Here is a 22,039-nt window from a genome sequence, read left to right as displayed (position 1 = left end):
GGTGGGGTGGGGTTCGGCGCTCAAGGGGGCGTCAGACGGCGCGGCCGACGGCGAACAGGCTCATGCCCACCGGCAGCGTCACCTGCTGCTCGGCCTGGGCGAACAGGGGCGCCAGCGTGTCGTAGAGCTTCAACTGGAGCTTGGGCACCGCGCGGCGGCGCAGCAGGCGGCTGTTGACGAACCAGCCCGGCAGGCCGACCAGGTTCATCCACTCCAGCGTGTCCACGCGGAAGCCATTCTCCTCCAGCACCGCGCGCAGGGTGGCGGGCGTGTAGCGGCGGTAGTGGCCCACCGCCTCGTCGATGGCACCGAAGAGCTGCGGCAGCGCCGGCACGAGGATGAGCACGCGGCCGTCCGGCTGGAGGATTTGCCGGAAGCGGCGCACCGCGGACGCGTCGTCCGGGATGTGCTCCAGCACGTTGGACAGCACGATGGTGTCCAGCTTCTCCGCCTGGAGCGACTCCCAGTCCGCGAGCGCCACGTCGGACAGGTAGGGGCGCACGTGGGGCTTGCCGCGGAAGAGGTTCTTCAGGCGGTCCACGTAGAAGCGCTCCACCTCCAGCGCGACCAGCATGTCGCAGCCGGCCTCCAGCTCGCGGGTGATGGTGCCGATGCCGGCGCCAATCTCCAGCACGCGGCGGCCCATGTGCTCGCGGAAGCGGCGGCCCAGCCACTGGTTGTAGTGGGTGGCGCCGTCCATGCGCTCCAGGGTGGAGTAGCCCTCGTGCTGGTTGTCCGCGTCGTCGCGCACGGTGGCGTAGCGCACCAGGGTGCGCAGGCGGGCCAGGTGCGCGGAGGCCGGGCGGCGCGGCACGGCCTGCAGCGGGGGGAGGGCCACTTCCGTGAGGCGGAAGAGCTGCGCGGCCATCTTCACCACCAGCTCCGCGTCCACCGCGTCGTCGTCGCTGGTGAGCTGGATGGAGCGCAGCGCGTCCGTGCGGAAGGCGCGCAGGCCGGTGAGCGGATCCGCCAGGGCCACGTCGGTGACGAAGCGGGTGATGCCCCCCAGGGCGCGCTCGGCCAGAAGCTCCGCGGAGTTGCCGGGGCGGCGGCCGAAGACGCCGTCGGCGGTGTCGTCGCGCAGGGGCTGCACCAGCGCGGCGTAGCTGTCCGGCGAGTAGGCGGCGTCCGGATCCTGGAGCACGGTCATGCTGCCGGTGACGTGGGGGAGCGCGGCGCGGATGGACGCTCCCTTGCCCCCCTGGGCCGGAAGGACGTGGACGTTGGGACCGGGCGTCACATCCACCGGCCCTTCTCCGGCGAGGACGACCTGGGCCTGACCCGCGAGGGCCTGGGCGAACCGTGCGGCCGCGGCGGCGGTCTTCGGCGTGTAGGGGAGGACCACGGAGAGGGCTGCGACCATGGTGCGGCTCACTACCACAGGCGCTCTCACGGCGCGCGTTCGTGGATCGGACCGGATGGACGAGGAGCGTCCAGGCTGCGTCGGTGTGATGGACAACCCGCCCGGGCCGATGCACGCTCCCGCCGTTGTTCACCCTGTGCGATGTGGGTGCAGGTCGGGGTCCGGATGCCGGGCCGCTGAAGCCGCCCCGCGGCAGCCCCCCTTCTGGAGAGACGCGACGTGGAAGGAACGGTGTTGGACCCGGCCGGAGGTGCTCCCGGCGCGACGTCCGCGAGCGTGATGCACCGGGCGCGGGGACTGTGGCGCAGGCGGTGGGTGATGCTCGGGGTGGCGCTGGCCGTCACCGCGCTCACGGCGGCCTGGACGTTGCGTCAGCCGCGCATCTACGCGGCCAGCACGTCGCTCATCATCGACGTCACCGCGCCGCGCATCCTCGACGGCGAGGTGAAGGAGGTGATGGGGGAGGAGCGCAGCAACTACTGGTTCAACAAGGAATACACCGGCACGCAGAGCGAGGTCATCACCTCGCGCGCGGTGGCCAGCCGCGTGGTGGACCGGCTGGGGCTGGCCAACGACTCGGGCTTCCTGGGCCTGCCGGCGAACCTGGATGAGAAGACGCGCGTGCAGGCGATGCAGGGCGCGGACGCGGTGGGCCTGTTGCGCTCGCGCATCCTGGTGGTGCCCGGCAAGGACTCGCGGGTGATGAACATTGGCGTGGAGGACGTGGACCCCAAGCGCGCGGCGCTGCTCGCCAATGAGGTGGCCGCCGCGTACATGGCGGAGAACCAGGCCCTCAAGATGCGCGTCACGGACGAGGCGCGCACGTGGCTGGAGGTCCGCCGGGACGAACTGGGCCGCGAGGCGAAGGCCGGCGAGCTGGCCGTCTACGACCTGAAGAAGGACGCGGACATGCTGTCCACGTCGCTGGAGTCGCGGCTCTCCATCGTCAGCGAGCGCATCAACTCCTACAACCTGAAGCTCACCGAGGTGCGCACGCGCATCGCGGCGCAGCAGGCGCGCGTGGACGCCATCCACCAGCTGCGCAAGGCCGCCGGCGAAGACGAGACGTGGGCGGAGGCCGTGCCCGGCGCCAAGGACGGGCCCATCCAGGACATGAAGACGCGCTACGGCGAGCAGAAGGTCGCGTGCGCGGAGCTGTCGGAGCGCTACCTGCCGGAGCACCCGAAGCTCTTGGAGTGCAACCGCAAGCTGGAGGTGGTGCGCGAGGACCTGCTCAAGAGCCTGGCCAACGTGGTGCGCTCGGCGGAGATGCAACTGGTGGAGGTGAAGGGCGAGGAGCGCAACCTCAACAAGCTCTTGGATGAGACCAAGGCCGAGGCCTTCGTCGTGAACAAGAAGGCCATCGAGTACGGGCAGCTCCAGCGCGAGTCGGACGACAACCAGCGGCGCTACGAGGACGTGCTCAAGCGCCTCAAGGACGTGGAGCTGTCGGGCCTCTTGCGCACGAGCAACGTGCGCGTGCTGGACGAAGCGCGGCCGTCGATGGTGCCGGTGCGGCCGCACACGCGGCGCAACCTGATGGTGGGCTGGGTGATGGGCCTGCTCATGGGGCTGGCCGCGGCGGTGCTGCTGGAGTTCATGGAGAACACCGTCGCGTCGCAGGCGGACGTGGAGGACGGGCTGGGGCTGGCGTTCCTGGGCGTGGTGCCGCGCATGGAAGGCGGCCGGGAGCCGGGCGAGCGTGACCTGTACGTGCACCGCTCGCCGCGCTCGGCGGTGGCGGAGTGCTGCCGCGCGGTGCGCACGAACCTGCTGTTCATGTCGCCGGATGAGCCCTTCAAGACGCTGGTGGTGACCTCCAGCGGTCCGCAGGAAGGCAAGTCCACCACGTGCATCAACCTGGGCGTGGCCATGGCCCAGAGCGGCAACCGCGTGCTGCTGCTCGACACGGACATGCGCAGGCCCCGGCTGCACCGCGCGTTCGGCGTGCCCAACGACGCGGGCATCAGCTCGCTGGTGGTGGGCGAGGGTTCGCTGGACAAGGCGGTGAAGAGCACGGAGGTGCCCAACCTCTTCGTGCTGCCGTGTGGCCCGCTGCCGCCGAACCCGGCGGAGCTGCTGCACACGCGGGCCTTCAAGGACCTGCTGCGCGCGGCGTCGGAGAAGTTCGACCGCGTCATCCTGGACAGCCCGCCGCTCAACGCCGTGGTGGACGCGGCGGTGCTGGCCACGCAGGCGGACGGCGTGGTGATGGTGTTCAAGGCGGGCAGGACGGACCGGGGCGCGGCGAAGCGCGCGCTGCGCTCGCTGGCGGACGTGCAGGCGCGCATGTTCGGCGCCATCCTCAACGACGTGGACCTGCGCAAGCCCCGGTACGGCGACACGTACCTGGGCTACCAGGGCTACGGCCCGACCCAGGACGCACCGAAGAAGGGCGGGGTGGCGTCGTCGTGACGGGCGCGGGCCTGCGGGTGCTGCACCTGGGGAAGTTCTACCCTCCGGCCTCCGGTGGCATGGAGGCGCACGTGCGGACGCTGGCGCGGGCGCAGGCCGCGCTGGGCGCGCAGGTGGAGGTGCTGTGCGCGAACCACTCCGTGGATGGCACCGGCACCAGCCACGAGTTCCACGGCCGCAGCCCCACGCGCGAGGAATGGGACGGCGCGGTGCGCGTGGTGCGGCTGGGACGGCTGGCGTCCGTCGCGCGCATGGACGTGATGCCGGCGCTGCCGGTGGCGCTGCGTCGCGCGCTGGCGCGGGGCGTGGACGTGGTGCACCTGCACGTGCCCAATCCGTCCATGGTGCTGGCGCTGGATGCGGTGCCGCGCCTGCCCGCCGTGGTGGTGACGCACCAGAGCGACGTCATCCGCCAGAAGGTCGCGGGCGCGCTCTTCCGTCCCTTCGAGTGGATGCTGTACGCCCGCGCGGCGCGGCTGCTGGCCACGAGCGACGCGTACGTGCGCGGCTCGTCGCTGCTCTCCACGTTCAAGTCGAAGGTGCGGGTGCTGCCGCTGGGCATCGAGCTTGAGCCGTACCTGCACCCTTCGGCCGAGGCGCGCGAGGCCCGCGCGCGGTGGACGGCGGAGGCCGCGGGGGGACCGCTGTGGCTGATGGTCGGGCGGCTCGTCTACTACAAGGGCCTGTTCACGGCGCTGGAGGCGCTGGTGCACGCGCCGGGGCGGCTGGTCGTCGTGGGCGAAGGACCGCTGGCCGCGGAAGGCCGTGAGCGGGCGCGGGCGCTGGGCATCGAGGACCGCGTGACGTGGGCGGGCTACCTGTCGCCGGAAGCGCTCGCGGGCGCGTTCCGGGCCGCCACCGCGCTGTGGTTCCCGAGCAACGCGCGCAGCGAGGCGTATGGCCTGTCGCAGGTGGAGGCGCTGGCGAGCGGTCTTCCGGTGATCAACACCGCCATCCCGGGCTCCGGTGTGGCGTGGGTGAGCATGCACGAGCGCACCGGGCTCACGGTGCCCGTGGGCGATGCGCGGGCGCTGGCGGCGGCGGCGCGCCGGCTGGTGGAGGAGCCTGGACTCCGGGAGCGGCTGGGTCGCGGGGCGCAGGAGCGCGCGCGGGCGGAGTTCGCCCATGACGTGATGGCGTCGCGCAGCCTGGACCTGTACGCGGAGGCGCTCGGGCGCAGTCCCCTGGTGGATGCGCGGCCTCCGGTGTCGGTCCCGCACGTCGCGGGCGGGGGTTGAGGCCCGACCCCATGCGCGTGCTGCACGTGTCCAGCGGCAACCTGTACGGCGGCATCGAGACGTTCCTGCGCACGCTGGCGCTCGCGGGGGCGCGGCGCGGTGGGGGCGTGGAGCACGCGTTCGCGCTGTGCTTCGAGGGCCGCATCGCGGAGGAGCTGCGCTCGGCGGGCGCCGCGCTGCACCTGCTGGGGCCCGCGAAGGTGAGCCGTCCCTGGTTGGTGTGGGAGGCGCGCCGCGCGTTGATGGCCCTGCTGAAGCGCGAGGTGTTCTCCGCGGTGGTGTGTCACGCGGCGTGGCCGCAGGCGCTCTTCGGGCCGGTGGTGCGCACGGCCGGGGTGCCGCTCCTCTTCTTCCAGCATGACGCGCTCACGGGCGAGCACTGGGTGGAGCGCTGGGCGCGCGTCACCGAGCCTCGGCTGGCGCTGTGCAACAGCCGCTACACCGCGGCCACGCTGGCCCGGGTGTACCCGCGCACGCCGTGGCGCGTGCTCCATCCTCCCGTGCCGGAGGGCGGCGCGGGGCTCACCGCTTCCGAGCGCGCTTCGCTCCGAGGTGAGCTGGGTGCGGGCGCGGAGGACGTCGTCATCGTCCACGCCAGCCGGATGCAGGAGTGGAAGGGCCAGCGACTGCTCCTGGAATCGCTGGGCCGGCTGCGACAGGTGCCGGGCTGGAAGGCGTGGTTCGCGGGTGGGGCGCAGCGACCGGAGGAGGTCGCGTACGAAGAGGGCTTGAAGGCCCAGGCCGCGCTGCTGGGGCTCTCCGACCGGGTGCGCTTCCTGGGGCAGCGCTCGGATGTGCCCCGGCTGCTGCGCGCGGCGGAGGTGCACTGTCAGCCGAACACCGGACCGGAGCCCTTCGGCCTCGCGTTCGTGGAGGCGCTGTACGCCGGGCTTCCCGTGGTCACCACCGCGCTGGGCGGGCCGCTGGAGATCGTCGATGCGTCGTGCGGCGTGCTGGTGCCTCCGAAGGCGGAGGCGCTGGCGCAGGCGCTGCGGAGCCTCATCGAGGATGGGGAGACCCGGCGGAAGCTGGGCCTTGGCGGACCCGCGCGGGCGCAGGCGCTGAGTGCTCCGTCCGCGTTCCTGGAGGCGCTGGAGGCGGCGGTGCGCTCCGTGGCCCCGGAGCCCCTGGCATGAAGGGGGCCCGTCCTGTGGCCTCCGGGCGTCCCGGCCTGCGGGGACCCGGCGTGCTGCATCAGCGGTACGTGCGACGCGTGCCCGAAGCGCCCGTGCAGGGGGCTCCGGCTCCGACGGCGCCCATCGGGTTCTTCGGCTCGGGCCGGGTGGTGGTGGCCTTCATCGCGCTGCTGTTCGGCTGTCAGCTCGCGCTGCTGCTGGAGGCGCTGTCTCCGTTGCGGGTGGTGTTCCGCATCCTGGCGTTCGGCACGAGCCTCGGGTTGCTGGCGTTGGTGAAGGGGCGCCGCCTCAAGCATCCGGCGATGCCCTTCCTGCTGGCGTACGTGGGCGTGACGGCGCTCAACTTCTTCCACCCCGGCACCACCAGCCCGCTGGCGGCGGCGGCGCAGGTGGGCATCCAGGCCTCCGTCTTCGCGCCGTTGTTCTGGGCCAGCCGGCTGCGCATCGACGAGAAGATGTTCCGGCGCGTCGTCCTGTTGCTCTTCCTGTTCAACATGGCGAGCGCGACGATGGGCGTGCTGCAGGTGTACTTCCCCGGCCGCTTCCAGCCCGCGCTGTCCTCGGTCGTCGAGGGCCAGGGCGAGGGCTACATCCGCAGCCTCCAGTTCGAGACGGCCAGCGGTGCACGCGTCTTCCGGCCCATGGGCCTGACGGACCTGCCGGGTGGCGCGGCCACCGGTGCCTTCTACGCGGTGCTGCTGGGCGGCGCGCTGCTCTTGAGTCGTCAGGACACGTGGAAGCGCGTGCTGGGCGTGGGCGGTATCGGCGTGGGTCTGGTGAGCCTGTACCTGTGTCAGGTGCGCGCGGCGGCGGTGACGCTGCTGGTGTGCATGCTCGCCATGGGGCTGGTGCTGATGGTGGGCGGCCGGCTGATGCGGCTGGCGGTGCTGGGCGGTGTCGTGGGTGGGCTCGCGGTGGTCGCCTTCGGCTGGGCGGTCGCGGTGGGCGGCGACGCGGTGCTGGCGCGCTGGAGCACCCTCACCGCGTCGGATCCCAGTCAGGTGTACCAGGGCAACCGGGGCCACTTCCTGGAGGACACCTTCGGGGAGCGCCTGCCGGAGTATCCGCTGGGCGCGGGGCTGGGCCGCTACGGCATGGCCAACGCCTACTTCGGCGACAACAGCGACCGCGAGTACCCGCCGCTGTGGGCGGAGATCCAGTGGTCGGGGTGGGTGTTCGACGGCGGGTTCCTGGCCATCCTCTTCTATCCGCTGGCCCTGCTGGTGACGATGGTGTGGGGCTTCCGGGTGGCCATCCGGCGCGAGGACTCGGCGGGTGAGTTCTGGCTGTGGGGCAGCCTGTTGTTCGCCTATGACCTGGGCGCGGTGGCCCTCACCTTCAGCTATCCGTTCTTCATGAGCCAGATGGGCATGGAGTTCTGGCTGCTCAACGCGGCGTTCTTCAGCGCGTACTGGAATCGGAATGCGGCCGTACACGCTCATCGCCGGTGACTTCGTCTCCACCGGAGGCATGGACCGGGCGAACCTCGCGCTGGCGGACTGGCTCGCGCGTCGCGGCGGGCCGGTGCGACTGGTGGCGCACCGGGTGGAGGACTCGCTGCTGCGCTACCCCAACGTGCGCTTCATCCGCGTGCCCAAGCCCGCGAATGCGTACCTGCTGGGCGAGCCGTTGCTCGATGCGGTGGGACGCTTCTGGGCCACGCGCACGCTGGCGGAGGGCGGGCAGGTGGTGGCCAACGGCGGCAACTGCGTGGTTCCCGCGGCCAACTGGGTCCACTACGTCCACGGTGCGCATGCGCCGCAGCCCGTGGGCAATCCGCTGCGCCGGCTCAAGGGCCAGGTGAGTCACCGCGTGTACCTGCGGCGTGAGCAGCGCGCGCTGCGGAGTGCTCGGATCATCATCGCGAACTCGGAGCGCACGCGGCAGGACCTGATGGCCGCGACAGGCGTCGAGCCTTCGCGGGTCCACGTCGTCTACCTGGGTGGGGATCCGACGCGCTTTGCGTCCACGTCCCCGTCGCTCCGGCGTGAGGCCCGGGCGTCGCTGGGCTGGCCCGAGGAGCGGCGCGTGGCGCTGTTCGTGGGCGCGATGGGTGACCAGCGAAAGGGCTTCGACACGCTCTTCTACGCGTGGGTCCGACTGTGCGCGGTGAAGGCGTGGGACGTGGACCTGTACGTGGTGGGAACGGGCGCGCAGCGGGATGCCTGGGAGCGCGAGGCGCGGCTGAGAGGGCTGGGGGAGCGCGTCCGGTTCCTGGGCTTCCGCAAGGATGTGCCCCGCCTGCTGGCCGCCGCGGATCTGCTGGTGGCGCCCACGCGCTACGAGCCCTACGGCCTGGGCGTGCATGAGGCGCTGTGCGTGGGCATTCCCGCGCTGGTGAGTCGCTCGGCGGGCGTGGCCGAGCGCTACCCGGCTGAGCTCCAGGGGCTGCTGCTCGACTCGCCGGAGGATTCGGGGGAGTTGATGCGGCGCCTGGAGGACTGGCGGAACCGTGGTGATGCGTTGGCGCCCGCCGTCGCGGCGGTGTCGTCCACGCTGCGCGCCTGGACGTGGGATGCGATGGCGGAGGCGCTGGTGGCCCGGCTGGAGGCTTGAGCTTCCGGCTCAGGCGCGGCGCTGGAGCACTTCCTCGAAGAAGTCGAGGTGGGCTCGCGCCACCACCGGCCAGGCGAAGTGGGACAGCGCGCGCTCACGGCCCTTCCTGCCCTGTTCGCGACGCATCGATGGATTCTCCAGCAGGTCCGCGAGCGCTCGGGTCCACTCGGGGACGTTCGCTTCTTGCAGGACCTGTCCGGCATCGCCCACCGTGAAGGGCACCTCACCGGAATCGCTGCCGAGCACGGGCACTCCGCACGCGAAGGCCTCCGCGAGCATGCGACCGAACTGCTCCTTCCACCGGGGCGTCGTCTGGCTGGGCGCGCAGAGCACGTCCATGGCATTCAGCGCCTGGGGCACTCCCGCGTGCGGCACGCCGGTGACGACGCGCACGCGGTCGGCGTGACGTGACGCCCAGTCTCGCAGCGTCGCTTCCATGGGGCCGCCACCGACGAAGAGGGCCCTCCAGGGCGTGCGCAGGGCATCGAGCGCCTCCATCAACAGGCGCACGCCCTTCTCCGGAACGAAGCGCCCCAGATAGCCCACCACCGGAGGCCCTTCCGTCTCCCAGCCGAGCTTCCTCCGGAAGTCCGCGCCCGCCGCCGCGTCCGGTCGGAACTGCTCCACGTCCACGCCCATGGGGATGAAGCGCGAGGGCCGCAGCGCGTAGTCGCGACGTGACTGGAGCGTGTCCCGCACCGTCTGTCCCCACGCGACCCAGCCCGCAGCGCGGTGCACGACGAAACGCTCGGCCTGTGCGAAGGGTGGGGGGTAGCGCTTGGTCAGGTTCTGCGCCGTGCAGAGCACGAGCGGCACCCGGCGCGGCGTCAGCATCGCCACCTCCAGGCCCGACAGCACGTAGGGCTCCTCCCACGCGTGCACCAGGTCCACGCCTCGCGACAGGTGGGCGCGCAGCTCCGGGCCGTAGACGAAGCCGTGCAGGGAGCGGCTGAAGAAGGCGCGCACGGCCTCGATGTGCACGGGCTCGCCGGGTTCACGCTGGAGCACCAGCGGACTCAGGTCGCCGTGAAAGGCGCGCGGTGCCACGGCGGTGACGTCCCAGCGGCCCGCGCCCACGCGCGTCATCTCGTTGGCCAGCCGGCGGTTGAGCGTGACGACGTACGAGTGGGAGACGGTGACGAGCTTCCGGGGACGCATCACCCTCGCTCCCGTGGCACGAGCTGCCGGTACACGGCGAGGATCTCCCGAGCGTAGCGCTCGCGGGAGAAGCAGCGCACGGCGGTGTGCCGGGCCGCGGTCGCCAGTCGTCCGCGCAGACCTTCGTCCCCAAGCAGGCGGAGCAGTGCTTCCGAAAGGACCCGTGCATCACCGGGGTCGATGGCCAGCACGTCTTCTCCATCGCGAAGTGCTTCCGCCGCGCCGCTCGTCCTGGAGACGACGGCGGCGCGCCCGCATGCGAGCGCCTCCGCGATGGTGAGGCCGAAGGGTTCGCGGCGGGTGCTGGCGTGCACGAAGACCTCCAGGGCGCGGTACACGCGGGCGGGGTCGGCTTGAAAGGGCACCAGTCCCACGCGCCCGGTGAGGCCGTGGCGTTCAATCTGTTCGCGCAGCTCCGTGTCGGTGAACTGCGAATCGGGCGTGCGGTAGAGCGGCGCGCCCACCAGGTAGAAGCGCACGGGCAGGGTGGGGACCTGACGCGTCAGCAGCGCTGCGGCTTCCAGGAAGACGTCGTGTCCCTTCCATCGCGCATAGGTGGCGACCAGCCCCACGCGCAACGTGCCCTCGGGCGCGGGAGGCAACGCGGCCAGGGCGTCCAGATGCGCGCCGTCACCGGAGCCCGGGGAGAACCGCTCCACGTCCACGCCGTTGTGCACCACGTGCACGGGCACGTTCCCGAGCACCATCCGCGCATCCTCACCCACGGCCTGTGAGTTCGCGATGGCCGCCGAAGCCAGGGGACGCAGCCCCGCCAGAGCGCGGCGCACGAGGGGGCGCTCGCCCAGGAAGTCATGCACGTGCCAGACGCGCGGCAGGGGCAGGCCCGCGGTGGCGGCGGTCAGCAGGTGCGTCTTGATGCCATTGGAGTGAAGCAGGTCCGGAGCCGCGTCACGCACGGCCTGCCTCAGTGCGACGCCGTAGCGTGCGAGCAGGAGCGCGGCGGGCGCGGAGTCGCGGACGAAGCGCAGCCCTCCCGCCAGCCCCTGACCCCGGAGCCCACTGTCCCCGAGCGCGGACAATGCCGCAGGAAGGGGCAACGGCCGAGCGTCCACGCCCAGTGCTCGCGCGGCCTCCACGAGGGGACCTTCCGTGCCTACGAGCAGGTGCAGCGACAGCGCGGGGTCCAGCGTGCGCAGGCAAGCGAGCAGGTCCAGCAGTGCGCGTTCGGCACCGCCCAGGATTCCCACGGGGTTGAGGAACAGGATGCGCACGCGGGGCGACCGAATCAGACCCGTCCGGGTCGGTCAAGCAATCGCAGGTAGGCGTCCAGCACGGTGCGAGCGTGGGCGCCCCAGGTGAAGCGGGCGGCCCGTGCGTGTCGTGACTCGCGCGCGGGCGCGGGCCGACGACCGGTGAGCAGCGCATCCACCACGCTCGTCCAGTTCTCCACGTCGCCCACCGGGCAGTAGGTGCAGGCGTCGGCCCCCACTTCCCGCAGCACCGGCAGGTCGCTGGCCACCACGGGCGCGCCGCACGCCAGGGCCTCGATGACGGGCAGGCCGAAGCCCTCCGCTTCACTGGGGACCAGCACGGCGCTCGCGCGTCGGTAGAGGCCCGCGAGGGTCGGCCGCTCCTGTCGCGGTGGTTGCACCAGCGCGCCTTCCAGCCCGAGCCGCTTCACCTGCGCCCGCTGCGTCGCGTCCAACGCGCCGCCCTGCTGGACCAGCATGAGGTCCGGATGCTTCGTGCGCAGCGCCGCGAAGACGTCGAAGAGGACGTCCAATCGCTTGCGGCGGATGGCGCTTCCCACGTGCAGCAGGTACGGCCTGCCATGCAGCGGTGCGAGCACGGCGTCGCTGTTGTCCCCGGGAACGGGTTCGGCCCGGTACTCGGGAGACACGCCGTACGGTGCCCACACCAGCCGGTCCTCGGGCACCACTCCGTGCGTGAGCAGCTCCGAGCGGACCGCCTGCGTGCTGTGGAACACGATGGCCGCACGCTCCAGCCCCTTCAGCGTGGTGCGCGCCATCAAGCGGAACCATGACGGTCTTGGGTCGCGGTGCGGTTCGAGGACGGAGCGGAAGGCGTCCAGGTCGTGGCAGAAGACGCCGGTGCGCTCCGCGGGCAGCGCATGCACGAGCTGTGCGTAGGTGTGATCCACGACGTGGAATGCGTCGTGCGCCCGGCGCTCCCGGAGCAGTCGCGCCGGGTAGAGCCCGAAGCGGGTGAGCAGCCGGTCCGCGTTGAAGGCCGCATTGCGCGTGCCCACGCGGGGCAGGCGGCGCACGGCGTGGGGCATGGGCGGACGCAGGCGGGTGACGGTGACTTCCCGGGGCAGGGCGGACAGGTGCTCCAGCAGCGCCTCGCCCACGAGGTCCATGCTGGGCCAGCCCTCCTCGCGTGGATCCATCAGGAGGGCCAGTCGCGGCGGGGACGCATGGGCGCTCACGGCATTCCTCCCGGAGGCTTCCGCAAGAGCGCTTCCACCGTGCGCTCCAGCGCGAAGTGCTCGCGGTAGATGCGCGCGGCGTGCTCCCCCAACGCCCGGCGGGCTTCGTCCTGCGAGAGCAGGTGCTCCGTGGCGTCCACCAGGGCCGATGGCGCCGTGCCTTCCACCAGCGCCACGGGAAGCAGCTCGCGCCACAGGGGCTCCGTGAGATGGCCCGTGTTCGTGACCATGGGGACGCCCAGGCCCAGGCCCGCCATCGCGCTGCCCCTGCGCGTGCTGACGCCATCCGGATACGGTTGCACCAGCACATCGCAAACCCGCAGGAAGGCCGCGGCCTCGCCCGGCGAGAGCGCGTCGCGGGCCTGGAGGCGGGCCGCCACGTCCGGACGTCGTCGCACCACGGCCTCCATGAACGCGCGGCTGCCCCGGCCCAGCAGCAGCCCCTGCCTCCGCGGATCCGCGCGCAGCACGGAGGCGAGCACCGACTCCAGCGGCCCCACGATGGCCGAACCGTACGTGCCGAAGTGGCCCACCACCGGCCCCTCGGGCAGGGACGCCCTCGCCCGGAGCACGTCCACGGCGGACACCTCCGTCGGGAGGTTGCTGGGCACGGGACGCCATTCGGTGCGCTGCTTCGCCCTGGCCGACAGGTGCTCCGCCCACGTCGGGATGGAGACGAAGCTCCGGTCCGCGGACTCCGCCACCAGCCGCAGCATCACCCGCGTGGTCGCGGCCAGCACATGGTGCCTCCAGGGAGCGTGGAGGCTCCACGGGTAGACGACCTCGTGGAAGAACACCTGCCGCTCGTCCTTCCTCCGCGCGGCGAACCACGCGCAGAACGGGACGTTCATCGCCTTCAGTCCCAGCGCGTGCGGCACGTACTGGAGCAGCAGCCTTCGCGGCCCGGGGCACGCATCCAGCTCGCGCGACAGCGCCCGCAGGTCGCCCGGGGAGAACCGCCCCGGCGCGCGGTGGACCGTCACCCCGTCCTCCGTCACGACCCCCGACGGGCCCGGCGCCCACACGTGGACCTGCTCGCCCGCGCGCACCAACGCGTCGGCGATGAGTTGGGTGTAGTCCGCGACGCCGCCCACCATTGGCGGGTACTCGCCCGAGAGCAGATGCCAGGTGGGGAGGGAGGCAGGCACGCGGGCGTCATCCGGGAGCGGCGGTCCGACACGCCGGGTCCGTCCCGGCGGGGTGCCCGACTCTTAACCGCTTCACGTGTCGGGCGGGAAGCCATGTCGCCTCCGGGGGCGCGGGTTATCATCCGGCTCCTTCCGCTCCCGGGTGGCATGCCCCTCTTCTCCGTCGTCATTCCGACCTACAACCGGGCCTCGCTCCTGGAAGAGACGCTGGCCTCGGTCTTCGCCCAGACGCTGACGGACCATGAGGTCATCGTCGTGGACGATGGCTCCACCGACGGGACGCCCGCGCTGCTCGCCCGCTACGGCGAGCGCGTTCGCGTGTTCCGTCAGGACAACGCGGGGCAGGGCGTGGCTCGCAACCTGGGCATCCGCGAGGCCCGTGGCGAATACGTGGCCTTCCTCGACAGCGACGACCTGTGGCCGCCCTGGACGCTGGCGGCGTTCCAGCAGGCCCTCCAGGAGCACGGCCGCCCCACGCTGGTGATGGGCCGGGCCCGCTCCTTCCAGTCACCCGGCGAGCTGTCGGACCTGGAGTCCGGGCCCTTCGTCGCGCGGTCCTTCGCGGACTACCTGGCCAGCGCGGACGCGACGTTCATCCGCACCGCGTGCGCGGTGGCCGTGCGCACCGAAGCGCTCCGCCGGGTGGGTGGCTTCAGCGCGAAGCGGATCAGCTCCGAGGACTACGACCTGCTGTACCGCCTGGGCGTCGAACCCGGCTTCGTCTACGTGGAGTCCCCGGTGACGCTGGGCTACCGCCAGCACGCGGAGTCGTCCTCGCGCGACCTCGACCGGGGTTACGAGGGCACCCTGTTCCTGCTGTCCCAGGAGGGACACGGGCACTATCCGGGAGGCGCCGCGCGTCGCCGGGAGCGGCTGGCCATGCTCCTCTTCGGCCTGCGACACGTGACGCACTGGCTGCTCGAACACGGCCGGTGCCGTCAGGCCCTGACGCTGTACGCGCGCGGCCTGCGCTTCCACCGTGCGCTGCCCCGGTGGAGATACCTGCTGGGGTTTCCGCCCTGGGTGCTCGCGAAGTCGCTCCGGCCCCGTCGCTGAAGCCGGCGCGCGTTCAGCTTCCCGCGACTTCGGGAGGCGGGGTCGCGCGAGGACGCCGCAGGGCCCGGAGCCGGTGCCGCATGGGCTCCTCCACGTGTCGGAAGAGCACCACGGAGACGCCCACGGCCACGGGCGCGAAGAGCAGCGCGAGCACGTTGTGGGGCAGCCCCAGCGTGCGCGTGTTCAACGCCAGCGCGTAGTTCATCAGCGAGCCGTGGGTCATGTAGAGCGCGTAGCTGGCGCCCCCCAGCAGCACCATTGCCCGCGTTCCCAGTCCCAGCCCCCGGCCCACGAGGCCGCTCGCGAGCAGGTAGATGCTCGCGGTGAACAGCGGCACCATCACGGCGGACTGCACCAGCGGTGACGGAGCTTCCGGCAGTCGCATCAGCCCCGCCGCCAGCCCGCCGCCGATGAGCACGAAGGCCACTGTCCGTGCCCACGCACGCGCCGTCAGGTGCTCCCGCCGGCAGAATACCAGCCCCAGGCACAACCCGATGAGGAACTCCGGCAGCCGCGCGAGCGGAATGGCCTCCGAGGAGATCAACCCCCAGACCCGCAGGAACGTCGCGAGCACTCCACCGGAATCGGTCAGCCGCGCCGCCGCGTCGGCGGCGAGCATGGGCGTGGTGCCCAGCAGCCACGCGCCGGCCGCGAGCGCCGTGAGCACCCGGGTGCTTCGCCGTGCGAGCCACGGACCCACGAGCGGGAAGAGCAGGTAGAAGAACGCCTCCACCGACAGCGTCCACGCGACGATGTTCCACGTGGGCCGGTGCAGCGTCAGCCAGCCTTGCGTGAGCGTGAGCGTCGCGCCTGTGATGCGCAGCAGCTCGCCCGAGCTGGCGGGTGGATCCGCCATGTGGATGGCGCGCACGAACATGGGCACGTCCACCAGCAGCGACACCAGATACACCGGATACAGCCTCGCGAAGCGCGCGCGGTAGAAGGCCCTCCACGTGCCCTTCATCCCGCCGCCGTCTTCCAGATAGGTGTACGCGAGGATGAAGCCGGACAGGATGAAGAACAGGCTGACGGTGGAGAAGCCCGCGCCGATGAGCCGTCCGATGCCCGAGGGCAGCGCCGGGGAGCACGGCGCGCAGTAGCAGTGGTAGCCCAGCACGCCCATCGCCGCGAGGAAGCGCAGGCCGGTGAGGGCGGGCAGCGCGGGTCGTTCCGCCACGGCGCTCACGGGGCGGCCTTCCGTCCGCGCACGTGCGCCACGACGGCGCGCACCTCGCCCACCAGCGACAGCCCTCGCCGGGAGCGTTCCCGCGCGAGCACCAGCACCGCCAGCATCCCGGTCCCCACCAGCGCCTGGACGAGCAGCCCGTACTGTCCGCTGGCGAAGCGCGACAGGCCCACCGCGAACGCGAGCAGCGCGCCCACCGTGAGGAACGGCTCCAGCACCTGGAACTCCAGACCGGACAGGTGCGGGTTTCTCCGAGCCACCAGCCACGCGCTCAGGCACAGCTCCGTGAGCGTGATGGCCGTGGCCGTGACGCCGATGCCCACGATGCCCCAGTGCATCACCGCCAGCGTGCCCAGCCCGCAGCGCAGCAGGCTGGAGCCGATGAGCACGTACACCCGCTCCCGCGCGTGGCCGCTGGCGTTCTGCTGCGAGTTCAGCAGCCCGTGCACGGCCTGCATCGCGCCCTCCAGCATGAACCACTGCACCAGCGCGGCCGCCGGGCTCCAGCGCTCGCCGAAGAGGGTGGGGATGAGGAAGGGCAGCGCGATGACGCCGAAGGGCACGAGGATGCAGAGCACCGCGCTGATGCGGCGGATGGACGTGCGCAGGTACTCCGCGAGCCCCTCCGCGTCCTGCTGCATGCGGCTGTAGGCCGGATACGCCACGCGGTTGAGCACGCTGCTGAGCGCCAGCGGCACGGAGGCCAGCGCCCACGCCCAGTTCACCAGCCCAACCGCGTCCTTGCCCTCCAGGCGCCCCACCACGAGCGGAATCCATCCGCCCAGGATGGCGGGCACGATGCCGTTGAGCTGGAACCAGATGCCGAAGCCGAGCAGTCGCTTGACGATGTCCCAGCGCACCTTGCCGCGCGGACGCCACGCCGCCGCGGCCCACAACATCCCCAGCCCCACCGCGCCGCGCACCAGCCCGCCGCCGATGAGCGCCCACGGGCCCCAGTGCAGCGCGGCCAGGAGGATGGTGGCCGCCGTCTGCGCGACGCTCTCCACCAGCTCCGCGCGCGCGATGGCGGGGAAGTGGAGGTTTCGCTCCAGCATCATGATGGGGATGACGCGCAGCGAGTGGAAGAACAACCCCAGCGCCACGGCGCACACCATGAGCGCACCGGAAGACCCCAGGTCGTAGGAGCGCGCGATGAGCGGCGCGAACCCCAGCAGCACCGCCACGATGGCGACGGTGAAGCCCTGGTGGCTCCAGAACGCGGTGCTGATTTCATCCTCGGTGGGTTCATGCTGCTGGCGCACCAGCGAAGCACTGAGGCCCAGGTCGCCCAGGTACGCGCCCATCGCGGCGGTGAAGGCCACGATGGCGAAGGCGCCGTAGTCGGACGGGAAGAGCAGGCGCGACAGGGCGAGCGAGCTCACCACGCGCAGGCCCAGGGAGCCGAGCGTCCGGAGGCCCAGGGCGACGATGGAGCGTTGGGCCCGGACCTTCACGTCCGAGGTGCCCAGCTCCGGTGCGGAGGTGGAGGGACTGCTCATGGAAGAGACGTGAGCGTATATGCGGCCTCGCGTCCGGCGAACAGGGCCCGGCGCAAGGAGCCGCGTTCGCGCGCCGGAAGGCAGGGCCTGTCCGGAGCCCCGGAGGGCGGCCTGGCAGTCGCGGGGGTGCTCGGTGTGATGGCCGTGGCCACGGCCCGCGCTGCGCAGATTGAGCGGGTGCGGCGATGGGTGCCGCCAATCCACGGGGGCGGGACATGGCTGAGACTTCGGTGAACCGCGGGAACGGGACGGAGAAGGGCCCGTTGAACGACCGGGCCCGCATCTGGGGAGGCATCGACCTGGGGGGCACCAAGATTGAAGCCGTCGTCGTGGATGCGCGCGGCGAGGTGCTGGGCCGCGCCCGCCACATGACGCCCTCCAAGGGGGGACCGGGCGAGGTGGTGAAGGAGCTGTACGGCACGCTGGGCGAAGCGGCGCAGACGGCGGGCATCGAGCCCGCGAAGCTCGCGGGGGTGGGCGTGGGCGCACCGGGGTCGGTGGATGCGAACAGCGGCACGCTCGCGCACGCGAGCAACGTGGCGGGTGGCTGGGACGCGCCGTACCCCATCGCGTCGGACCTGGGCGACCTCGTGGGCGGCAAGGTGGTGATGGGCAACGACGTGCAGGTGGCGGTCGCCGCCGAGTACAAGCTGGGCGCGGGCCGCGGCCACCGCTCCGTGCTGGGCGTGTGGTGGGGCACGGGTGTGGGTGGCGGCCTGGTGCTCAACGGCGTGCCGTGGCGCGGCCAGGGCTCCGCCGGTGAGATTGGCCACATGGTGGTGAAGCCCAACGGCGCGCGGTGCGGCTGTGGCCGGCGCGGCTGCCTGGAGGCCTACGCGGGCCGGGCGTCCATGGAGCGCAAGGCGCACGCGGCGGTGAAGAAGGGGACGAAGACGATCCTCTTCGACATCATGCGCGACAAGGGCCGCACGCGGCTGTCGAGCGGCATCTGGTCGCGGGCGCTGAAGGAGAAGGACCCACTGGCGACGCGGCTCATCCACCGCGCGGTGGCGATGATGGGCGTGGCCGTCGCGTCCGTCATCAACCTGCTGGACGTGGAGGCGGTCGTCATTGGCGGGGGGCTGGGGTCGCGGCTGGGCGAGCCGTTCGTGGAGCGCATCGCCGACGCCATGCACCCGCACCTGTTCATCACGGAGCGCAAGCCCGCGCTGCGCGTGGCGGAGCTGGGCGACCTGTCCGGCGCCATCGGCGCGGCGCTGCTCGCGGGCCCGCAGATGTAGAGGGGGGGCTGGCGCGGGTGCCCATCCCTGCTGCGATGATGCGGGGATGGGGACTGCGTGGATGCGCCGGGAGCGATGGCTCGCGGTCGGGGTGATGGGCGCCCTGGCCCTGGGAAGCACGGGCTGTGGGTCGTGGAAGCGCGGCGGATCCGTCACGGACCGGATGGCGTGCTGGTTCAAGGACAGCTGCGTCGTCCACGTCCCCTGCGAGACCGTGCGCCATGACTGGCCTGCCTCGGAGGATGACGCGTACGTTGCCGAGCAGGAAAGGCAGGGCTACCCACTGCTGGTGGGGCGATTCATCGCGGGCGACGGGAAGCCATTGCCTCGGCTGGAATACGAGGTGATGTCAGCGTCGGGGATCGATGGGATGGCGGGCTGCTGGGTCGAAGGCGTCTTGAATGTCTCGAAGGATGGCTACTTCCGTGCCATCCCCACGAGCCGCCATAAGACCTACGTGCTGATCGCGATCAACGGAGGGGGCTACCACCCCACGGGTGTCTATTTCGAGAAGGACACCTGCGTGGAGATCCAGCTCGAACCCTACAAGCGGTGAGCGCTCCCGCTCATCCCTCGCGACGGCGCATCACCGTCAGGGAGTCGTGCGTGTCCACGCACTCGAACGCGGGGTCGTGGAGGATGACGTCGCGCGTGTAGCGCGCGCTGCCCGCGGTGTTCAGCGGACGCGACGGGCTGGAGTGGGTGTCGTGCAGCGCGATGATGGCGCCCGGTGCCACCAGCGGGCTCCAGCCGGTCCAGTCTCCCTGGAGCCCTTCGTAGGTGTGGTCTCCGTCGATGAAGACGAAGTCCACCGCCGGCAGGCCCCGCTCGCGGTGCTGGCGCGCGGCATCCGCGCCGGTGGCGCGCACCCAGTCCACGCGCCCGTTGTTCACGCTGCCCACCTCGCGGTGCGCGATGAGCTGCTGGAAGCTCACGCGCAGCCGTCCCACCGGGTACGGATCCACGGCCCACAGCGTGGCGCTGGGGTCCATCACCGCGCGCAGCACGCGCGTCGTCACCCCGTGCCAGACGCCAATCTCCACCAGCCGCTGCCGTCCCGCCGCGTACCGTGCCAGACACGCGCGCTCGCCCGCCGTCGTCTGGGTCTCCGCCTGGGCCATCCCTGCCATCCAGAGGGCGAAGTGGGTGCTGACGCGCATGAATCCATCCTCGTGCCGTGGGCTCAACCGCCAATGGCGGTGATGTCCCGGCGTGCTTCCGTGAACCTCGCGAGCAGTCGGTCCCGCAGCCGCAAACACGGCAGCTCCACCGCCCGGTACGTCAGCCACGAGACTGCCAGGGTCGCGGCCAGGAAGGCCATCAATGTCAGCACCGGCGGCCCCGCGATGTCCCGCCGCTCGAAGACGCGCACGATGGGGCCGAACCACAGATAGGCCCCGTAGGACAGCGCCGACACCTGGTACGCCGGCCACCGCAGCACCGCCGGCAGGCGCAGCGACTCCATCGCGACCAACAGGCCGCTGAAGCCCACCGCCAGCCCCGCGATGAGCCACACGCCGCCCAACCCCTGCATCCGGGGGACAAATACGCCCAGACTCCCCACCACCGTCGCCAGTCCCAGCACCCCGCACAGGGCCCGTGCCCGGGAGGGCCACTGACGCCACGTCGAGGCCGTCCGGGCAAGGAAGACGCCCGCGCAGAGCCCGTCCAGGTGCTGGAACGTGGGCCACTGCAACCGCACCCAGATCTCCGACGCGTCCAGCCCCTCCGGAAGCGTGGACCGCGTGAAGAAGCGCAGGAGCAGGCTCACGGCGACGGGCACGAGCCAGGCGAAGGCCGGCCACTTGCGGCCGCCCAGCCCGAACGCCACGAGCGGCAGCAGCAGGTAGAAGTGCTCTTCCACGCACAGCGACCAGCTCTGCTCGAAGTCGCGCAGGTCGGTGAAGTTCTGGAGGAAGAGCGCGTAGTGCCAGCCGCCTCCGATGAACGGCGTACCGAACACCCACGGCTTCAGCGCATATGCGGCGAGGACGACGAAGTAGAGCGGCAGCGTGCGCATCCACCGCTTCGTCCAGAAGGTGCGCAGGTTCGCGCCCAGTCCTCCAGGCTCCTCGGGGCCGAAGACCTGCCGGCCGATGAGGTAGCCCGACAGGACGAAGAACAGGTCCACGCCCATCCACCCCAGGCTGAAGCCCATGCGCACCCAGGCTGGCAGCGCTTCCCGCGCGTTCGCGGGCGCGTGGAAGGCGAGCACCGCCAGGATGGCGACGGCGCGCAGCACGTCCAGTCCCGCCCTGCGCGCGGACTCCCGGCCCGCGAGTGGATCCATCGATGCTGTCGCGGGGAGGGAAGGGGAGGGAGGCATGCGGCCGGGGCATTGTGTCCCATCCCTCTTGCCGCGAGGCAATGACCGCGACGTGCTCGTCCGCCCGGGTGGCGACCCACCGCGCCTGTTGCCGGGCTCGCGCACGGGGACGCATACTGCCCCCTTCCACCATGGCAGCCGCGCCGCGCCCCTCGCTCCCAGCCCTGACGGGGCTCCGCTTCTTCGCCGCGCTCCATGTGGTGGCCTTCCACGTGACGCCGCGTGAGGGCCGGCCCGCGTGGCTCGCGGGCTTCCTCGACAACGGCCCGGCGAGCGTCACGCTGTTCTTCATCCTGTCCGGCTTCGTGCTGGCGCAGGCGTACCTGGGCCAGGCGTCGTCCGGTCAGGTGTCGCGGCGTGCGTTCTGGGCGGCGCGCTTCGCTCGCGTCTACCCCGTATACCTGCTGGGCCTGGTGCTGACGGCGCCGCCCTTCTTCCAGTTCGTGCTGCGGCAGGAAGGCGGGCTCACGCCGGCGTCGCTCCAGCGCATCCTGGGCGTGGGGGCCGCGGTCTTCAGCCTCACCCAGGCGTGGGTGCCGCCCGCGGCCTGCGCGTGGAACTGTCCGGGCTGGTCCTTGTCCGTCGAGGCCTTCTTCTACCTGCTCTTCCCCGTGCTGGCCGTGCCCGTGGCGCGGCTCGGGCCGAAGGGACTCCGGTGGGCCGCCGTGTCGGTGGGCGCGGTCGCGGCGGTGCTGAGCGGGCTGTGGCTGCTGGGGGACACGCTGCTGGCGGGCGACTCCCCGCACCGGGACACGTGGCTCCTGGTGGGGGAATACTCGCCGCTGATCAAGCTGCCGCAGTTCCTGCTGGGCGTGGTGCTGGGCCGGTTGTTCGTGCTGCGCGGCCGGGAGCTTCCACGGGCCTCCGCGATGGGGAGCCTCGCGGCGGCGGCGCTCGCGCTGGGACTGCTCGCGGTGCCGTGGATGGGGACCGCCTGGGCCCTGCGGGACCTGGCGCTGACGCCGGTGTTCGCCTGGCTCCTGTGGACGCTGGCGACGGGGCACGGTCCGCTCGCGGCGTTCCTGTCGCGCGCCTCCGTGGTGCGCCTGGGCGAGGCCAGCTACGCGCTCTACATCCTCCACATCCCCCTGGCCTTCTACACGCGCGCGGCGGAGCGGCTGTCCGGCATCGGCCTCGAGCGGCGCGCGCCGTGGGGCTACAGCGCGCTGGCCATCACGTCCTTCGTGGTGGTGTCGCTGGCGGTCTTCGCGTGGCTGGAGGAGCCCGCGCGGCGCTGGCTCCGCAACCGGCTGTCACGGCCCCGTCCACGGCCGCTGTCCGCCTCCACCGGCCTGCTATGAAGCCCC

The 22,039-nt window shown here is 71.9% G+C and carries 18 protein-coding genes; 9 read left to right on the top strand and 9 right to left on the bottom strand.

What is annotated here, in order from left to right; genetic code table 11:
* Positions 1-31 precede the first annotated feature (31 nt).
* On the bottom strand, positions 32-1,363 hold the full coding sequence (locus D7Y13_RS09650) for a bifunctional glycosyltransferase/class I SAM-dependent methyltransferase (protein ID WP_120535388.1): 1,332 nt from the start codon (positions 1,361-1,363) through the stop codon (positions 32-34).
* Between the two features lie 219 nt (positions 1,364-1,582).
* Between D7Y13_RS09650 and D7Y13_RS09645 the strand changes: the two genes are divergently transcribed.
* Genes D7Y13_RS09645 through D7Y13_RS09625 form a run of 5 tightly spaced genes read left to right on the top strand, consistent with a single transcriptional unit; the run spans position 1,583 to position 8,708 of the window.
* Positions 1,583-3,778 carry a GumC family protein gene (locus tag D7Y13_RS09645; RefSeq protein WP_120535389.1) on the top strand — a complete coding sequence of 732 codons (2,196 nt, stop codon included), beginning with the start codon at positions 1,583-1,585 and terminating at the stop codon, positions 3,776-3,778.
* A 59-nt stretch (positions 3,779-3,837) separates the two neighbouring features.
* Positions 3,838-5,016, top strand: a complete 1,179-nt coding sequence (locus D7Y13_RS09640) for a glycosyltransferase (RefSeq protein ID WP_279637084.1) — start codon at positions 3,838-3,840, stop codon at positions 5,014-5,016.
* 11 nt (positions 5,017-5,027) lie between these two features.
* A complete protein-coding gene (locus tag D7Y13_RS09635; protein ID WP_120583599.1) occupies positions 5,028-6,152 on the top strand; it encodes a glycosyltransferase family 4 protein in 1,125 nt (374 codons plus the stop codon).
* On the top strand, positions 6,149-7,603 hold the full coding sequence (locus D7Y13_RS09630) for a hypothetical protein (RefSeq protein WP_120583598.1): 1,455 nt from the start codon (positions 6,149-6,151) through the stop codon (positions 7,601-7,603). Before D7Y13_RS09635 ends, D7Y13_RS09630 begins: the two co-directional genes overlap by 4 nt.
* A complete protein-coding gene (locus D7Y13_RS09625; protein ID WP_233595533.1) occupies positions 7,575-8,708 on the top strand; it encodes a glycosyltransferase family 4 protein in 1,134 nt (377 codons plus the stop codon). Before D7Y13_RS09630 ends, D7Y13_RS09625 begins: the two co-directional genes overlap by 29 nt.
* A gap of 9 nt (positions 8,709-8,717) precedes the next feature.
* Here the strand turns inward: D7Y13_RS09625 and D7Y13_RS09620 are convergent, their stop codons facing one another.
* Genes D7Y13_RS09620 through D7Y13_RS09605 form a run of 4 tightly spaced genes read right to left on the bottom strand, consistent with a single transcriptional unit; the run spans position 8,718 to position 13,424 of the window.
* On the bottom strand, positions 8,718-9,869 hold the full coding sequence (locus D7Y13_RS09620) for a glycosyltransferase family 4 protein (RefSeq protein WP_120583597.1): 1,152 nt from the start codon (positions 9,867-9,869) through the stop codon (positions 8,718-8,720).
* Entirely contained in the window at positions 9,866-11,098 is a 1,233-nt protein-coding gene (locus tag D7Y13_RS09615) for a glycosyltransferase family 4 protein (protein WP_120583596.1), read from the bottom strand. The genes D7Y13_RS09620 and D7Y13_RS09615 overlap by 4 nt, the downstream gene beginning before the upstream one ends.
* Before the next feature lie 14 nt (positions 11,099-11,112).
* On the bottom strand, positions 11,113-12,237 hold the full coding sequence (locus tag D7Y13_RS09610) for a glycosyltransferase family 4 protein (protein ID WP_120583601.1): 1,125 nt from the start codon (positions 12,235-12,237) through the stop codon (positions 11,113-11,115).
* A gap of 35 nt (positions 12,238-12,272) precedes the next feature.
* The gene (locus tag D7Y13_RS09605) at positions 12,273-13,424 is read right to left on the bottom strand and encodes a glycosyltransferase family 4 protein (RefSeq protein ID WP_341870400.1); all 1,152 of its coding nucleotides are present in this window, start codon (positions 13,422-13,424) and stop codon (positions 12,273-12,275) included.
* A 147-nt stretch (positions 13,425-13,571) separates the two neighbouring features.
* Between D7Y13_RS09605 and D7Y13_RS09600 the strand changes: the two genes are divergently transcribed.
* Positions 13,572-14,480: a glycosyltransferase family 2 protein gene (locus tag D7Y13_RS09600; protein ID WP_120583600.1), complete on the top strand. Its 909-nt coding sequence runs from the start codon at positions 13,572-13,574 to the stop codon at positions 14,478-14,480.
* Between the two features lie 13 nt (positions 14,481-14,493).
* On the opposite strand, the gene D7Y13_RS09595 is transcribed toward D7Y13_RS09600, so the two are convergent.
* Entirely contained in the window at positions 14,494-15,666 is a 1,173-nt protein-coding gene (locus D7Y13_RS09595; protein ID WP_120583594.1) for an acyltransferase family protein, read from the bottom strand.
* Positions 15,663-17,165, bottom strand: coding sequence for an oligosaccharide flippase family protein (locus D7Y13_RS09590; protein ID WP_120535397.1), 1,503 nt, complete (start codon positions 17,163-17,165; stop codon positions 15,663-15,665). Before D7Y13_RS09590 ends, D7Y13_RS09595 begins: the two co-directional genes overlap by 4 nt.
* Positions 17,166-17,380: 215 nt before the next feature.
* Here D7Y13_RS09590 and D7Y13_RS09585 point away from each other — a divergent pair, with 215 nt between their 5' ends.
* Both D7Y13_RS09585 and D7Y13_RS09580 read left to right on the top strand, forming a co-directional pair.
* The gene (locus D7Y13_RS09585) at positions 17,381-18,406 is read left to right on the top strand and encodes an ROK family protein (protein ID WP_120583593.1); all 1,026 of its coding nucleotides are present in this window, start codon (positions 17,381-17,383) and stop codon (positions 18,404-18,406) included.
* A gap of 61 nt (positions 18,407-18,467) precedes the next feature.
* Positions 18,468-18,962 (top strand): hypothetical protein, encoded by a 495-nt coding sequence (locus tag D7Y13_RS09580; RefSeq protein ID WP_147444290.1) that lies wholly within the window; start codon positions 18,468-18,470, stop codon positions 18,960-18,962.
* 10 nt (positions 18,963-18,972) lie between these two features.
* Here D7Y13_RS09580 and D7Y13_RS09575 read toward each other — a convergent pair whose 3' ends face one another.
* Together D7Y13_RS09575 and D7Y13_RS09570 are read right to left on the bottom strand one after the other, a co-directional pair.
* Complete coding sequence (locus tag D7Y13_RS09575; protein WP_120583591.1) at positions 18,973-19,566, bottom strand: class I SAM-dependent methyltransferase; 594 nt, start codon at positions 19,564-19,566, stop codon at positions 18,973-18,975.
* Between the two features lie 23 nt (positions 19,567-19,589).
* Complete coding sequence (locus tag D7Y13_RS09570; RefSeq protein ID WP_120535401.1) at positions 19,590-20,696, bottom strand: acyltransferase family protein; 1,107 nt, start codon at positions 20,694-20,696, stop codon at positions 19,590-19,592.
* A gap of 167 nt (positions 20,697-20,863) precedes the next feature.
* Here D7Y13_RS09570 and D7Y13_RS09565 point away from each other — a divergent pair, with 167 nt between their 5' ends.
* The gene (locus D7Y13_RS09565; protein ID WP_120583589.1) at positions 20,864-22,033 is read left to right on the top strand and encodes an acyltransferase family protein; all 1,170 of its coding nucleotides are present in this window, start codon (positions 20,864-20,866) and stop codon (positions 22,031-22,033) included.
* Positions 22,034-22,039 lie beyond the last annotated feature (6 nt).

The organism is Corallococcus praedator (assembly GCF_003612125.1).
Classification (GTDB): domain Bacteria; phylum Myxococcota; class Myxococcia; order Myxococcales; family Myxococcaceae; genus Corallococcus; species Corallococcus praedator.
Note: the sequence above shows the minus strand (reverse complement) of the source record. Positions and strands in the feature narration are given on the sequence as shown.

Bases quoted from the DNA above. Each gene is read 5' to 3' on its own strand.
- D7Y13_RS09625 (WP_233595533.1), top strand. From the start codon at position 7,575: ATGCGGCCGTACACGCTCATCGCCGGTGACTTCGTCTCCACCGGAGGC.
- D7Y13_RS09580 (WP_147444290.1), top strand. From the start codon at position 18,468: ATGCGCCGGGAGCGATGGCTCGCGGTCGGGGTGATGGGCGCCCTGGCC.
- D7Y13_RS09585 (WP_120583593.1), top strand. From the start codon at position 17,381: ATGGCTGAGACTTCGGTGAACCGCGGGAACGGGACGGAGAAGGGCCCG.
- D7Y13_RS09565 (WP_120583589.1), top strand. From the start codon at position 20,864: ATGGCAGCCGCGCCGCGCCCCTCGCTCCCAGCCCTGACGGGGCTCCGC.
- D7Y13_RS09570 (WP_120535401.1), bottom strand. From the start codon at position 20,696: ATGGATCCACTCGCGGGCCGGGAGTCCGCGCGCAGGGCGGGACTGGAC.
- D7Y13_RS09600 (WP_120583600.1), top strand. From the start codon at position 13,572: ATGCCCCTCTTCTCCGTCGTCATTCCGACCTACAACCGGGCCTCGCTC.
- D7Y13_RS09575 (WP_120583591.1), bottom strand. From the start codon at position 19,566: ATGCGCGTCAGCACCCACTTCGCCCTCTGGATGGCAGGGATGGCCCAG.
- D7Y13_RS09630 (WP_120583598.1), top strand. From the start codon at position 6,149: ATGAAGGGGGCCCGTCCTGTGGCCTCCGGGCGTCCCGGCCTGCGGGGA.
- D7Y13_RS09650 (WP_120535388.1), bottom strand. From the start codon at position 1,363: ATGGTCGCAGCCCTCTCCGTGGTCCTCCCCTACACGCCGAAGACCGCC.
- D7Y13_RS09610 (WP_120583601.1), bottom strand. From the start codon at position 12,237: ATGGATCCACGCGAGGAGGGCTGGCCCAGCATGGACCTCGTGGGCGAG.
- D7Y13_RS09635 (WP_120583599.1), top strand. From the start codon at position 5,028: ATGCGCGTGCTGCACGTGTCCAGCGGCAACCTGTACGGCGGCATCGAG.
- D7Y13_RS09640 (WP_279637084.1), top strand. From the start codon at position 3,838: ATGGAGGCGCACGTGCGGACGCTGGCGCGGGCGCAGGCCGCGCTGGGC.
- D7Y13_RS09590 (WP_120535397.1), bottom strand. From the start codon at position 17,165: ATGAGCAGTCCCTCCACCTCCGCACCGGAGCTGGGCACCTCGGACGTG.